Genomic DNA, 14,095 nt, shown 5'->3' with positions numbered 1-14,095 from the left:
TGACTCGTGGCAAGAGCCAAGCAGGAACGAGCCGTACGCACCCGCGAGACCATCCTGCGGGCCGCCGCGCAGATCTTCGACGAGTACGGCTTCAGCGGCTCCAGCGTCAGCAAGATCATCAACCGGGCCGGGACCACCCAGGGGGCGATGTACTTCCACTTCAAGTCGAAGGAGGACCTCGCCAAGGCGGTCATCGACGAGCAGGCCTCCGACCTGGAGCTCCCGGAGCAGCCGGAGGGGCTGCGCCAGCTCATCGGGCTCAACCTCTACCTGGCCGACGAGCTGCAGGGCAACGTGCTGCTGCGCGCCGGCGTCACCCTCGCCGTCGAGCAGGGGCAGCTCGGACTGCGCGACTTCAGCCCGTACGAGATGTGGGCCGAGCAGTTCCGCGCCGAGCTGGAGGCCGCCCGGCGGGCCGGCGAACTGCTCGACGACGTCGTGATCGAGGAGCTCGCCCAGGTGCTGGTCGCGGCCTACACCGGCTCGCAGATCATGTCCCACCTGCGCACCGGGCGCGCGGACCTGCCGGAGCGGATCGTCCAGCTGTGGTGGTTCCTGCTGCCCGGCATGGCACCCGCGCCGGTGGTCGAGGAGCTGCGCGCGGTCCTCCTGGAGCGCCGGGGGCAGTCGGCATGACCGGGGCACGGGGGAACACCAGGGGGCGGCGAACGGGCGCGGACGGGCCCGCCGTCCTGCTGACCGGGGCCGGCGGCTTCATCGGCTCCGCCGTCCTGGCCGAGCTGCGCGCCCGGCCCGGCGTCGGTGAGATCCGGGCGCTCACCCGCTCCTTCGCGCCGGCCGGGACCGTCCCGGTCGCGGCGGACCTCGCCGATCCGGCGACGCTGCGCGGCGCGGCCGACGGCGCCGACGTGCTGATCCACCTGGCCTCGCTGGTCGGCGGCCCGGAGCAGGAGTGCGCCTCCGTCAACGTGCACGGCACCCGGGCACTGCTGGCCGAGGCCGGCCGGGCCGGGGTCGGCCGGATCGCCCACCTCTCCACCTGCGCGGTCTACGGCACCGGCCCGCACCGGGGCATCGGCGTGGACGAGGTGGCGCCCGCGCCCGTCTCGGCGGCCAGCCGCACCCGGCTGACCGGCGAGCGGGCGGCGCTGGACGCCGGGGCGGTGGTGCTGCGGGCGCCGCTGGTGCTCGGCGCCGGCGACCGCTGGGTGGTGCCCTGCCTGGCGGACCTGCTCCGCCGGGTGCCGGCCCGCTGGGACGGCGGCGGGGCGCTGCTCTCGCTGGTCGCGGTGAGCGACCTGGCCCGGCTGGTCGCGGACCTCGCCCTCGCCCCGGAGCCGCCCACGGTCCCGGCCGGGGTGTACCACGCCGGCCATCCCCACCCCGTCACCATCGCGGGGCTGTTGGCGGCGCTCGCGGAGCACGACGTGCTTCCGCCGGTACCCGACGCGGACTGGCCCTGGGAGCGCTGCGCCGCCGAACTCCGCAGGGTCCCGGGGGTGTTCGGCGAGCGACAGCTGGAGCTGATGGCCCGTCACCACTGGTACGCCGCCGGGCCGATCTGGCGGCTGGCCGGCACCGACCCCGGCCCCGGACCGCTGCACCGGCTCGCCGAGGCCGCGCCCTGGTACCGCGCGCACCTCGCCGCAGCCGCGGACGGGAGCCCCGGATTTGCGCCAACCCCCTTGCCTTTTCGGGCATTTACCAAGGAAGTGCCAAAGCCGACGGGGGATCCGGCGGATACCGTGCGTATGCATCACGCCGGAGCGTAACGTCGCCGTGTCACCGGGCCGGTACGCGCCGGCACGCCCCGACCGCGCGAAGGAGCCACGCCGACCATGTGGTTCGTCCACCCCCACCCTCCGACCGCCCCGGCGGCGGACCTCCCCGAACCCGGCCCGGCCGGCGGTGCGCGATGAGACAGGAACGCGCCCAGCAGACCCACCGGACACTGCTGCGCGCCGCGGCCACGGAGTTCGACCGGCACGGCTACGCGGGCACCTCGCTGGCTCGGGTCAGCCAGAGCGCCGGGGTCACCATGGGGGCGCTCACCTTCCACTTCCCGTCCAAGGCCGCCCTGGCGGACGCGGTCCGCGCACAGGCGACGGCGCTCACCCGGGCGGCGGTCGCCCGTACCTCCGGTGCGGACGGGCAACCCGGCGCGGGTGTCGCCGAGTTGCTGGACACCCTCACCCGGCTGCTGGAGGAGGAGCCGAGCGTGCGGGCAGCCGCGCGGCTCACCTGGGAGCAGCCGGAGTCGGCCGGCAACTGGCACGCGGGCTGGAGCCCGGACCTGCGCGACCGGCTGGCCCGCGAGCGCGCTGTCGGGGCCGGTACCGGCACCGGCCCCGACGGCGCCGACCTGGAGGTGCTGGCCCACTGCCTGGTGGTCGGCGCCGAGGCCCTGCGGCGCGGAGTCGTCACCCTCGACGGCGACGATCCGGCCGAACGCGCGGAGGTCCACCAGCGGCTCGGACGGCTCTGGCGCCGCGCGGTGGCCGGCCCGCCGGCCCCCGGCGCACCCCGCTGACCAGCGGCTCCACACCCCGACCGCAGGGTCGGCCCACCGCCCGTACCGGCCGTTCGACGCCGGTGCGGGCGGTGGCGCGTTCTCCGGGCGCCGGGCACCGGGCATCAGGCGCCGGCCGGCGGCCAGCGGCCAGCGGCCACCGGGACTTGCCAAAACCGGACCGGCGCCCGCATGGGAGTCAAAAACAAAGAGATCGTTCGCTATTCTTTTGCTGACGGAACCTCACGGCACCACACGATCCCGGGGAGCTCCCATGGACGCGCAACCCCTGTCACCGGCCGGCGAAGCCGCGGTCTCCCGTTTCGCCGAGCAGGTCTTCGCCCACCTGACCCGGATAGACCAGCGCCGCTGGGCCCGGGCCTACCTGCACGGACTGCTGGCCGCGCCCGGCCGCAAGTCACTGTCGAACATGGCCGCGAGCCTGGCGACCGGACCGACGGCGGCCACCGCCTCGCTCTCGCTCCAGCAGTTCATCAACGGAAGCCCCTGGGACTGGCGCCCGGCCCGCCGCGTGCTGGCCCGCGCCGCCGCCGGCGACCGCCCGGTCCGCGCCTGGACGGCGAGCCTGGCGGTCATCCCCAAGCGCGGCGACCAGGCGGTGGGCGTCCACCGCCGGTTCGTCCCGGACGCCGGCCGCACCCTCAAGTGCCAGGCCGCGCCCGGGCTGTTCGTCGCCACCGACCGGGACGCCGTCCCGGTGGACTGGTCACTGCTGCTCGACCCGAGCTGGACGGACGACCCGCAGCGGCGCGGCCGTGCCCGGATACCCGACGGCCTCGCGCCCTACGCGGCCGGGGAACTGCTGCTCGGGATGGTCGACCGGCTCCGCGCCCTGCTCCCGGTCGCCCCGCTGGTCGCCGACCTCGGCGTGGCGGACGAACCGCTGCGGCTGGCCGGCGCACTCGCCCGGCGCTCCGTCCCGTACCTGCTGGAGGTCCGCGGCGGCCAGGCCGTCCGGCCGGTGCTGCAGGCCACCACCGGACGGCACGGGCGGGTGCGGCAGGACACCACGACGGCCGAGGCCCTGTTCCCGCACCGCCGGCCGCGGACGCCCGGGGCCCCGCAACCGGTGCTGCGCGGCGCGCCCGTCCTGCTGCCCGGCCCGCCGGGTCCGCACGGCACGCCGGTGCACCGGCTCTGGGCGCACGGCGGCGGGCCGGCGGGACCGCGCCGGTACTGGCTCACCGATCTGACCGAGGACGCCCCGGGCGTGCTCGCCCTGCTGAACGCCGCCAGGGCCACCCGGACCACGGTGGACCGGCTCGGCTCGGACTTCGGCCTGCTCGACTTCTCCGGCCGCTCGTTCACCGGCTGGCACCACCACATGACGCTGGTCTCGGCCGCGTACTCGCTGAGCCGCTCGCTCGGCCCCGCGGCGGGCCACTCGCCCGACCGCGGACTGCGGGGCCCCGACCTGCCCGCGAGCGCCCAGGAAATCATCCGGGAAAGCCTCCGGAATTCCGCCTGATAACCGCCCGGACGACTTGCCGAAGACGTCCGAATCGCATTGACCGGAAATCCCCGCCGGACCGATGATTCCAATGCCGGAGAAATCACCGGAACAACCGGCGGAAACCGGCGCAACCGGAGAGGAGGTGAGCACCATGAGCGCGGCGGCCGCCACGGACCCGCTGGTCCAAGCATTCCCGGGAATTCTCGGCGAGCAGCTCTTCGCCTCGTTCGACCGGGCCGACTACCGGATCAAGGCCGAGGAATACCTGCGCGGACTCCTCGGCACGGCCGGCCGGAAATCCATCAGCAACATCGCCCGGACGCTCGGCGACCCGGGGGCGGTCCAGCGGCTGCACCACTTCATCCGCAACTCGCCGTGGGCCTGGGCGCCGGTCCGGGAGGCCCTGGCCGCCCGGCTGGTCGAGGCGTGCACCCCGCGCGCCTGGCTGGTCCGGCCGATGTTCATCCCGAAGTCCGGCACCCGCACGGTCGGCGTCGGCCGCCGGTTCGTCCCCGAACTGGGGCAGCTGGCCGGGGCCCAGCAGGCCGTCGGCCTCTGGTACCTGGCCCCGCGGCTCAACGCGCCGGTCGACTGGCAGCTCCAGCTGACGGACCCGCCCCACCGGGCCCTCCGGCCGGAGCCGCCCGGACCGCACGGACACCGAGGGCAGCACCGGGGGCCGGGCCCGGCCGGGGACTCCCTGGAGCGGCAGGCCGCGCTGCTCGGACCGCTCGCGGACCGGCTGCCGGCCACCGCCGCGGCCACCCTGATCTGGGACGGCTGCCCGGCCGAGCCGGGCGGACTGTTCGCCACCGGCCGGGAGCTCGGCCTGCGGGTGGCCGTCCGGGTGGACCCGACCACCCGGCTCACCCCGGTCACGGCCCCCACCCGTGACCGCGGCCGCGCCCTGCCCGCCTACCAGCTGTTCGCCTCCGCCGGCGCCCGCCGGCTGGCCGCCGCCTCGGGTCCGCCCGGGGTCGAGGCGCACGTGGTCCGGGTCGCCCTGCCGGGCACCCCGGCCGAACTCCTCCTCTACGCGGAGTCCGGGGCGCGTCCCACCGCGTTCTCCGGATTCTGGCTGACCGATTCCGAACCGGACCGGGCCGCCGAATTCCCCCGGCTCTTCCGTATGGCCGGCGGCGTCGAGGAGGACCGCACCGCCCTCGGCGAACGGGTCGGCCTGCGCGATTTCGAAGGGCGCTCCTTCGAGGGCTGGCACCGGCACATGACGCTCGCCTCGGCGGCCTACGCCGCGGTGGCGCTCGGCCGCCACTTCTCCTGCTGATTCCCCCCGAACCGAAACCACCGCACCACGAATTCACCCATGCCTTCACAAGGGAAACCGACATGCTTGTCTTCGACAACCACCCGAGCGGCCTCACCTACAGCCCGTCCTCGAACTCCTGGCGGGTGCGCGCGGTCAAACCGGTCGAGTACGAGGTCCGCGTCTGCGACGGCGTCTTCGACCCGGCCAGTACCGCCCTGATCGAGCAGACCGCCGCCGCCGGGAGCGGCAACCGCCGCTTCGTGGTCATCGACGCCGAGGTCGACCGCCTGCACGGCGAGCGGATCCGCCGCTACTTCGAGCACCACCGCGTCGACTACTTCCTCCAGGTGGTCCGCGCCGACGAGACGCTCAAGGAGTTCGAGACCGCCTCCGACATCGTGGTCGCACTGGACTCCTTCGGCCTCGACCGCCGGCGCGAGCCGATCATCGTGATCGGCGGCGGCGTCCTCATGGACATCGTCTGCCTGGTCGCCAACCTCTACCGCCGCGGCACCCCGGTGGTCCGCGTCCCCACCACGCTGATCGGCCTGGTCGACGCGGGCGTCGGGGTGAAGACCGGCGTCAACTTCAACGGCCACAAGAACCGCCTGGGCACCTACTTCGCCCCGGTGCTCACCCTGCTCGACCGCTCCTTCCTCGCCACCGTCGAGCGCCGGCACATCGCCAACGGCATGGGCGAGATCCTGAAGATGGCGCTGATCAAGGACGCCCGGCTGTTCGACCTGCTGGAGCAGCACGGCCCGGCGCTGATCGAGCGCAAGTTCCAGGACGCCCGCGGCGGCGACCCGGCCGGCGAGGTGCTGCGCCGCGCCATCCACGGCATGCTGGAGGAGCTCCAGCCCAACCTGTGGGAGGCCGAGCTGGAGCGGATCGTCGACTACGGCCACACCTTCTCCCCCACCCTGGAGATGCGCGCCCTGCCCGCCCTGCTGCACGGTGAGGCGGTCGCCGTCGACATGGCGCTCACCACCCTGCTCGCCTGGCGCCGCGGCCTGGTCGACCTGGAGCAGCGCGACCGCGTCCTCGCCGTCCTGCGCGCGCTCGAACTGCCCAGCTGGAACGAGCTGCTGGACGCCGAGCTGCTCGACGCCGCGCTCCAGGACACCGTCCGCCACCGCGACGGACAGCAGCGCCTGCCGCTGCCGGTCGGCATCGGCGACGCGGTCTTCGTCAACGACGTGACCCGCGAGGAGCTCGCCGTCGCCGTCGAGGACCTGCGGGTGCTCAACGCCCGGGAGCTCAGCCGTGTCTGACGCCTCCGCCCCCGCGGGCCTGATCGTCGCGGACACCCGGGACGCCTCCGAGATCCACGGCGTGCACGGCGCCCCCGGCCTCACCTACTGGAAGGCGCTCGCGAGCCGGCAGCACCTGGAGGCCGAGGTCGAGGCGATCGAGGTCGCCCGGATCCCGCCCGGCGGCCTGAGCGGCGAGCACCGCCACACCCGCACCGAGGAGATCTACTTCATCCTCCGCGGCCACGGCGAGTTCCTGGTGAACGGCGAGGTGCGGCCGGCCCGCCCCGGTTCCCTGCTGCTCACCGGGATCGGCACCGTGCACGGCCTGCGCAACACCGGCGCCCCCGCGGGCGTCACCGGCCCCGGCTACGGCAGCGCCCCCGAGGGGCACCTGGAGTGGCTGGTCATCGAGATGCCGGCCCCGGCCACCTCCGAGGTGCTGCACGGGCTGGTCCCCGACGCCCCGACCGTCGAACCGACCGAGAGGAAGACCGAGACGATGCGGCTGCACGACCTGCGGGAGGAGAGGGCGGTCGACCCGGCCGGCGTGTTCACCGGCCCGCTGCGCCTGGTGGAGATCCGGGAGCTGGCGGCCGGCGACAGCGCCGCGTTCGGCGCGCACGCCCGAGAGCACACCGTCTTCGTGCTCACCGGCTCCGGAACCGCCGCGGCCGACGCGACCGTGGTGGAGCTCACGGCCGGGACGGCGGTCACCCTGCCGTTCGGGGCGGACGCGGTGGTCACGGCCGGCGCGGGCGGCCTGGAGTTCTTCCACGCCGAGCTCGCCGTCCCGGAGCGGGTCGCGCGATGATCGTCAGCCGCGCGCTCCGGCCGGTGGACTGCGACCCGGCGGCCACCGGCCCCGACCGGCGGACCTGGTCCTGCCTGGCCCGCCGGGGCATGCTGCACAGCGAGACGGAGACCTTCGACCTGTGGCGGCTGCCGCCCGGCGAGCGCCTGGTCCACGAGGCCCGGGACGGCGTCGAGGAGGCCCTGTTCGTCCTCTCCGGCACCGGCACCGCCGGCCGCGGACCCGACGAACTGCCGCTCACCGAGGGCTCGTTGGTGCTCGCCCCGCACGACTCCGAGGTCACCGTGACGGCCGGCCCCGAGGGCCTGCGCCTGCTCAGCACCCGCGTCCTGCCGCGCGCGCTGAGCACCGCCCTCCCCGCCCGCGTCCCCCGGCTCGACTGACCACCCGGCATCCGAACCCCTGAACCAGGAAGTGGGAAGAGTTCCATGCGCAATCTCAGTCGCCGCACGTTCGTGGCGGGTGCCGGGGCGACCGTCGGCACCGCCACGGCGGGCGGGCTGCTCGTCCCGGCCGCCCGTGCCGCCGCGGAGGACACCACCGACCCGGCGTCCAGAGCGGTCCGGGGCGGGGACCTCATCACCGTCACCCCCGACCAGCCGCGCTACGCCGACCTGACGTCCGGCTTCAACCCGCGCTGGGAGGCCCGCCCGAAGGGCATCCGGCTGCCGCGCACCACCGCCCAGGTGGTGCAGGCCGTCCAGGACGCGGCCGACCGGAACCAGCGCCTCACCATCCGCGGCGGCGGCCACTGCTACGAGGACTTCGTCTACAACGCCGAGGTCGAGATCGTCGTCGACATGAACCTCATGGACGCGGTCGGCTACGACCCGGGCCGCCGGGCGTTCGAGGTCGAGGCCGGCGCCACCCTGCTCAAGGTCTACCAGACCCTGTACGAGGGCTGGGGCGTCACCGTCCCGGGCGGCGTCTGCTACGCGGTCGGCGTCGGCGGGCACGTCACCGGCGGCGGCTACGGCAACCTGTCCCGCAAGCACGGCCTGGTGGTCGACCACCTCCACGCGATCGAGGTGGTCACCCTCGGCGCCGACGGCCGGGCCCGGGCGATCGTCGCCACCCGCGAGCCGAACGACCCGCACCGCGACCTCTGGTGGGCCCACACCGGCGGTGGCGGCGGCAACTTCGGCGTGGTCACCCGGTACTGGTTCCGCTCGCCGGACGCCACCGGCAGCGACCCCTCCGACCAGCTGCCCAAGCCGCCGGCCGAGGTGCTGATCGCCATCCCGAGCTGGTCCTGGGAGAACATCACCCGCACCGGCTTCGCGAACATGATCCGCGCCTACGGCAGCTGGTTCGAGCAGAACAGCGGCCCGGACCCGGTCCACACCGGCCTGACCAGCTGGCTGTTCCTGAACCACAAGGTCTCCGGCAGCCTGGTGCTGCTGCTGCAGGTCAACGGCGACGTGCCGCAGGCCGAGCAGTGCGCCAAGGACTTCGTCCAGGGGCTGAGCGACGCGCTCGGCGTGCCGCACACCGGCGACGTCGTCCGGCTGCCGTGGCTCAAGGCGGTCAAGTACCTCGGCACCATGGACGCCTCGCAGACCAACCCGCAGCTGCGGGCCGGCCACAAGTCGGCGTACATGAAGAAGAGCTTCCCGGAGAACCAGATCGCGGCGATCTGGAAGCACCTGACCCGCACCGACTACACCAACCCGAAGGGCGGCCTGGCCGTGGTCTCCTTCGGCGGGCGGATCAACACCGTCGCCTCCGACGCCACCGCGCTGCCCCAGCGCGACGCGATCTTCAAGCTGCTCTACCAGACCTACTGGACGTCGCCGGCCGACGACGCCCCCAACACGGCCTGGCTGCGGGAGTTCTACCGCGAGGTGTACGCCGACACCGGCGGCGTCCCGGTCTCCAACCGGGTCACCGACGGGTGCTACGTCAACTACGCGGACCGCGACCTCGGCGACCCGCGGCAGAACACCTCGGACGTCCCGTGGACCGCGCTGTACTACAAGGACAACTACCCGAGGCTCCAGCGGGTCAAGCAGGCCTACGACCCGAAGGACTTCTTCCGTCACCGCCAGTCGATCCGGCTGCCCGGGAGCGTCCGGTGAGCGCCCCCCGCCCCTCGGCCGACCTCGCGCGGCTGCCCTCGCTGACGGGCATGCGGTGGATCGCCGCGCTGCTGGTCTTCCTGACCCACGTGTCGGTGGCCAAGCCCTTCGACACCCCCGCGCCGAACGACTTCCTGTCGGACTACCTCAGCCGGGCGGGGTTCCTGGGCGTCGGGTTCTTCTTCGTGCTCAGCGGCTTCGTGCTCACCTGGTCCGCCCGGGAGGGCGACCGCCCGTCGGCCTTCTATCGCCGCCGGCTGTTCAAGCTCTACCCCAACCACGCCGTCACCTGGCTGGTCGGGCTGCTGCTGATGGCCCGGGCCGGCACCGAGCCGACCACCGCCGGGACGGTGCCCTCGCTGCTGCTGGTGCAGAGCTGGATCCCCTCCTTGGAGGTCATCGGCGGTACCAACGGCCCGAGTTGGTCGCTCGCCTGCGAGGTGCTGTTCTACCTGAGCTTCCCGGTGATCCTGCCGCTGGTGCGGCGGATCCGCCCGGAGCGGCTCTGGCTCTGGGTGGGTGTGGTGACGGCGGTGCTGTTCGCGCTGCCGCTGATCGCCCAGCTGCTGCCGGGCAGCCCGAACTCGCCCTGGCAGCCGCTCTCCTTCTGGCGGTACTGGTTCGTCTACTTCCTCCCGGCCGCCCGGCTGCCGGAGTTCGTGCTCGGCATCCTGCTGGCACGGATCGTCCGGACCGGGCGCCGGATGGCCATCGGCTGGCCGGTGGCGGCGCTGCTCACCGCCGCCGGGTACGCGCTGATGATCACGCTGCCGGACGCCTGGGGCATGGCCGCGCCGACCGCGCTGCCGGTCGGGCTGCTGATCGCGGCGGTGGCCGCCAGGGACGCCGCCGGGGTGGGGACGCCGTTCGCCGGCCGGACCATGGTCTGGCTCGGCGAGGTCTCCTTCGCCTTCTACATGGTCCACTTCCTGGTCATCCAGTACGGACCGCTCGGCCTCGCGGCGACCGGATCGGCCGGCGCGAACACCTGGAGCACCCCCGGTGCCCTGGGGGTCATGGGGATCACCCTGGCGCTGAGCATCGGCTTCGGCTGGGCGCTGTACCGCCTGGTCGAGGTGCCGGTGATGCGTCGATGGGGTCGGTCCGCCAAGGCCACCTCCCGTCGGGGCGGGACCGCAGCGGCCGTTCAGGCCGAACCGGCCCCGGTCGCCGGCACCGCCCCGGTCGTGGGCAGCGGAGCGGCACGCTAGACCGGCCGCCTCAGGCCGGCACCAGCACGGCCGTCTCGGCCACCTCGACCACCTCCACCGGCTCGACCACCTCCACCGGCTCGACCGGCTCGGCCACCTCGGCCTCCCGCCGGGCCACCGCGACGATCCCCGCCAACGCGGCCCGGCTCGCCCCGAGTGCCAGCAGCTGCCGGTCGAGCAGGTCGAGCCGCTGCTCCAGCACCTCCAGCATGCAGGGGGCCACCGTGCCGTCGCCGCCCACGCAGGGCAGCACGTCCCGGATGGCGCTGGTGGAGAGCCCCGCCCCCAGCAGGGCCCGGATGTTGCGGACCACCGCCGGTGCGTCCTCGCCGTACCGGCGGTGCCCGCCCTCCGGCCGACGGGCCTCCAGCAGGCCCTGCTCCTCGTAGTACCGCAGCAGGCGGACGCTGACCCCGGTCAGCGCCGCCAGCTCACCGATCCGCATGTGACACCCCTCACATCCCCTTGAATCTCACACGAATGGGAGATTGTACCGTGACCGGCATGACGAACACCGAGATCACCGCCCAGATCGACCGTCAGACCTTCGCCCTCGGCGGCGATCTGACGGTCCGCCGGATCGGCTACGGCACCATGCGCCTGGCCGACACCCCCGACATCAAGCCCACCGAGGCCGTCGTCTGGCACGCCCCCACCCCGCGCTCCGCCGCCCTGGACGTGCTGCGCGCCGCCGTCGAGAACGGCGTCCAGCTCATCGACACCGCCGACTCCTACGCCCTCGGCGGCAGCGAGGAGCTGATCGCCGAGGCGCTGCACCCGTACGCCGAGGACGTCGTGGTCGCCACCAAGGTCGGCATGACCCGCCCGAGCCCCTCCGAGTGGGTCCCGGTCGGCCACCCCGCGTACATCCGCCAGCAGGCCGAGCTGAGCCTGCGCCGGCTGCGGGTCGAGCGGATCGACCTGCTCCAGCTGCACCGGATCGACCCCGAGGTGCCGCTGGCCGACCAGATCGGCGCGCTCAAGCAGCTGCAGGACGAGGGCAAGGTCCGGCACATCGGCCTCTCCGAGGTCACCGTCGAGGAGCTGCGGCAGGCGCTGGAGATCGCCCCGATCGCCACCGTGCAGAACTGGTACAACCTGGCCACCCGCCAGCACGACCCGGTGGTCGACTTCACCGCCGAGCGCGGCATCGCGTTCATGCCGTTCTTCCCGATCGCCATCGGCGGCCACGCGGGCGAGGACAGCCCGGTCACCGAGGTCGCCCGCGAGATCGGCGCCACCCCGGCGCAGACCGCGCTCGCCTGGCTGCTGCACCGCTCGCCCAACATCCTGCCGATCCCGGGCACCACGTCCGAGAAGCACCTGGTGGAGAACCTGGGCGCGCTGGCCGTCGAGCTGAACGACGAGCAGTACGCCCGCCTGGACGGCATCGCCGCCGCCGAGGCCGCCAGGGCCGCCGAGGCCTCCGAGGCCGAGGCCGCGGCGGGCGAGTGACCGGCGCCCCGCCCGGCGGCCTGCTCCGCCGGGCGGGCCGGTCCCCGATCCGGAAAGGGCCCCCTCCCCCGTGGGGGCCCTTTCCCCTGCCGGGCCCCGGCGCCCGCGGCCTCACCGGTCCGTCAGGCCCAGGTCGGTCACGTCGGCGGCCAGTGCCTTGAGCAGCGAGCCGGCCCGCCTGTCGTCCGGACCGAGCGCGATCAGCCGGTTCATGACGTACGAGACGCCGAGGCCGGCCCGGGGCCAGGCCTGGTTCGCCGAGCCGCCGCCACCGTCGTGGCCGAAGGTCTCGCCGTCCGGGCCGGGCCGCTCGGCGGTCCGCAGCCGGTAGCCGCCCCCGCCGTACGCCATCACCACGTCGATCAGCTGGTCGGTCTTGCGGGCGTACACCCCGCGGGCCCCGTCCAGCAGGCGGCGGGAGAGCAGCAGCGGCTCGTCGTCCAGCGGTCGGCGGGCGTCCTCGGCGAGGATCCCGTAGAAGGCCGAGAAGGCCCGGGCGGTGCCGCTGACGTTGATCGCCGGGATCAGCGCGGAGCGGCGCTCCGGCCGGCCCCAGAGGCCCTCGTCGTCCGGGAACGGCTGGGGGTTCTGCCAGATCCGCCGCGTCAGCGGGTCGTCGCTGTGGAAGAAGCCGGTGAACTGGGGCAGGAAGTTGCGGCCGTAGGTGGTGCGGGCGAGCCGGGGCCAGTCGGCCGGGCCGGTGCCGTAGTGGATGTCGAGGTCCAGCGGGACGGCGATCTCCTCGCGGAAGAACCGGTCCAGCGGGCGGCCGTCCACCCGGCGGACCAGCTCCCCGACGATCCAGCCGGCCGACAGCGGCCCGTAGAGGATCCCCTCGGCGCGCGGGTCGCTCTCCAGCGGCTGGGCGGCGATCAGCCGGGCCATCAGCAGCGGGTCGTTGGCGTCGTCCTGGGTGACCGGGGTCCAGGTGCCGGGCAGCCGGCCGGTGAAGGTGACCACCTCGCGGACGGTCACCCCGCCCTTGCCCTCGGCCGCGAACTCCGGCCAGTAGTGGGAGACCGGGCGGTCCAGCTCGATCCCGCCCCGGTCGACCAGCCTGAGCAGGGCGGTCACGGTGATGCCCTTGCTGCCGGAGAAGATCGTTTGCAGGGTGTCCCGCTCCCAGCGGGCACCGGTCAGGTGGTCGGCCGTCCCGCCCCAGAGGTCCACCAGGACCTCCCGGCCGCGGTGGACGGAGAACGCGGCGCCCAGGTCGTCCCGTTCGAGGAGGTTGCGCTCGAACTCCTCGCGGACCCGCTCGAAGCCCGGGGCGGCATGGCCGGCGACGCGCACCGCGGCCGTCGACGTGATCGTCATCTGTACCAACTCCGCTCGAATTCACGACGTGAAGGGAAACCGTTATCGGGCCGACAGCAGAACACAGCCGACCGGAAACCGTGAATACCCGGGGCCCCGGTTCGGCACCTTGACAAAGTCCTCCGCCGTGCGTTGCCACCCGGTGCCACGGCGGCCCATTCTCGGATCGGCCGGCGGAACCCCGCCGGCCCGGGAACGGACGAAAGAGGATTCCCATGGCCAAGATTCCGGGCGCCCGGGCGGTGCACCACATCGCCTACACCGTGCCGGACCTCCGGCAGGCGGTCGACTTCTTCGTCGACGTCATCGGCGCCGAGCTCGCCTACCGGCTCGGCCCGGTCGAGGACCCGGAGGGCGACTGGATGGCGCGCAAGCTCGGCGTGGACCCGCGGGCCTCGGCGAACATCGCCATGCTCCGCCTCGGCCCCAACGCCAACCTGGAGCTCTTCGAGTACACCGCCCCCGCCCAGGACCGCGAGCAGCCGCGCAACAGCGACGTCGGCGGACACCACTTCGCGATCTACGTGGACGACGTCGACAAGGCCGCCGACCACCTGCGCGAGGTCCCCGGCGTGACCGTCCTCGGCGACCCCGAGACCATCGAGGACGGCCCGATCAAGGGCGACCGCTGGGTCTACTTCACCACCCCCTGGGGCATGAGCATGGAGCTCATCAACATGCCCGAGGGAATGCCGTACGAGGACGCCACCGAAACCCGCCTCTACCTCCCCACCGAGCACTGGCCGGAGAGCTGAC

General features: G+C 73.9%; 14 protein-coding genes. 12 read left to right on the top strand and 2 right to left on the bottom strand.

Annotation, left to right across the window (positions count from 1 at the left end):
- Positions 1-6 precede the first annotated feature (6 nt).
- From ABT238_RS00625 to ABT238_RS00580, 10 genes are all read left to right on the top strand, one after another.
- Positions 7-636: a ScbR family autoregulator-binding transcription factor gene (locus ABT238_RS00625; RefSeq protein ID WP_350558660.1), complete on the top strand. Its 630-nt coding sequence runs from the start codon at positions 7-9 to the stop codon at positions 634-636.
- Positions 633-1,733 carry an NAD-dependent epimerase/dehydratase family protein gene (locus ABT238_RS00620; RefSeq protein WP_350755045.1) on the top strand — a complete coding sequence of 367 codons (1,101 nt, stop codon included), beginning with the start codon at positions 633-635 and terminating at the stop codon, positions 1,731-1,733. Before ABT238_RS00625 ends, ABT238_RS00620 begins: the two co-directional genes overlap by 4 nt.
- A 143-nt stretch (positions 1,734-1,876) precedes the next feature.
- Positions 1,877-2,491 (top strand): TetR family transcriptional regulator, encoded by a 615-nt coding sequence (locus ABT238_RS00615; RefSeq protein WP_350755043.1) that lies wholly within the window; start codon positions 1,877-1,879, stop codon positions 2,489-2,491.
- 253 nt (positions 2,492-2,744) lie between these two features.
- Positions 2,745-3,959 (top strand): IS701 family transposase, encoded by a 1,215-nt coding sequence (locus ABT238_RS00610; RefSeq protein WP_350558669.1) that lies wholly within the window; start codon positions 2,745-2,747, stop codon positions 3,957-3,959.
- A gap of 136 nt (positions 3,960-4,095) precedes the next feature.
- Positions 4,096-5,229, top strand: a complete 1,134-nt coding sequence (locus tag ABT238_RS00605; protein ID WP_350559210.1) for an IS701 family transposase — start codon at positions 4,096-4,098, stop codon at positions 5,227-5,229.
- 62 nt (positions 5,230-5,291) lie between these two features.
- Complete coding sequence (locus ABT238_RS00600) at positions 5,292-6,485, top strand: sedoheptulose 7-phosphate cyclase (RefSeq protein WP_350558672.1); 1,194 nt, start codon at positions 5,292-5,294, stop codon at positions 6,483-6,485.
- Positions 6,478-7,278, top strand: coding sequence for a cupin domain-containing protein (locus ABT238_RS00595; RefSeq protein ID WP_350755040.1), 801 nt, complete (start codon positions 6,478-6,480; stop codon positions 7,276-7,278). Before ABT238_RS00600 ends, ABT238_RS00595 begins: the two co-directional genes overlap by 8 nt.
- Positions 7,275-7,661: a cupin domain-containing protein gene (locus ABT238_RS00590; RefSeq protein WP_350558678.1), complete on the top strand. Its 387-nt coding sequence runs from the start codon at positions 7,275-7,277 to the stop codon at positions 7,659-7,661. The genes ABT238_RS00595 and ABT238_RS00590 overlap by 4 nt, the downstream gene beginning before the upstream one ends.
- Before the next feature lie 45 nt (positions 7,662-7,706).
- Positions 7,707-9,356, top strand: coding sequence for an FAD-binding protein (locus ABT238_RS00585; protein ID WP_350755038.1), 1,650 nt, complete (start codon positions 7,707-7,709; stop codon positions 9,354-9,356).
- Positions 9,353-10,567, top strand: coding sequence for an acyltransferase family protein (locus ABT238_RS00580; protein WP_350558685.1), 1,215 nt, complete (start codon positions 9,353-9,355; stop codon positions 10,565-10,567). The genes ABT238_RS00585 and ABT238_RS00580 overlap by 4 nt, the downstream gene beginning before the upstream one ends.
- Before the next feature lie 10 nt (positions 10,568-10,577).
- Here the strand turns inward: ABT238_RS00580 and ABT238_RS00575 are convergent, their stop codons facing one another.
- Positions 10,578-11,012 (bottom strand): MerR family transcriptional regulator, encoded by a 435-nt coding sequence (locus ABT238_RS00575; protein ID WP_350755036.1) that lies wholly within the window; start codon positions 11,010-11,012, stop codon positions 10,578-10,580.
- Between the two features lie 59 nt (positions 11,013-11,071).
- Between ABT238_RS00575 and ABT238_RS00570 the strand changes: the two genes are divergently transcribed.
- The gene (locus tag ABT238_RS00570) at positions 11,072-12,022 is read left to right on the top strand and encodes an aldo/keto reductase (protein ID WP_350558691.1); all 951 of its coding nucleotides are present in this window, start codon (positions 11,072-11,074) and stop codon (positions 12,020-12,022) included.
- A gap of 111 nt (positions 12,023-12,133) precedes the next feature.
- On the opposite strand, the gene ABT238_RS00565 is transcribed toward ABT238_RS00570, so the two are convergent.
- Positions 12,134-13,339 (bottom strand): serine hydrolase domain-containing protein, encoded by a 1,206-nt coding sequence (locus ABT238_RS00565; RefSeq protein ID WP_350755034.1) that lies wholly within the window; start codon positions 13,337-13,339, stop codon positions 12,134-12,136.
- A 215-nt stretch (positions 13,340-13,554) separates the two neighbouring features.
- Here ABT238_RS00565 and ABT238_RS00560 point away from each other — a divergent pair, with 215 nt between their 5' ends.
- Positions 13,555-14,094: a VOC family protein gene (locus ABT238_RS00560; protein ID WP_350558697.1), complete on the top strand. Its 540-nt coding sequence runs from the start codon at positions 13,555-13,557 to the stop codon at positions 14,092-14,094.
- Position 14,095: the final 1 nt, after the last annotated feature.

The organism is Kitasatospora sp. NPDC001527 (assembly GCF_040298605.1).
Taxonomy (GTDB): Bacteria; Actinomycetota; Actinomycetes; order Streptomycetales; family Streptomycetaceae; genus Kitasatospora.
This window is presented reverse-complemented; position numbering and strand designations above follow the sequence as displayed.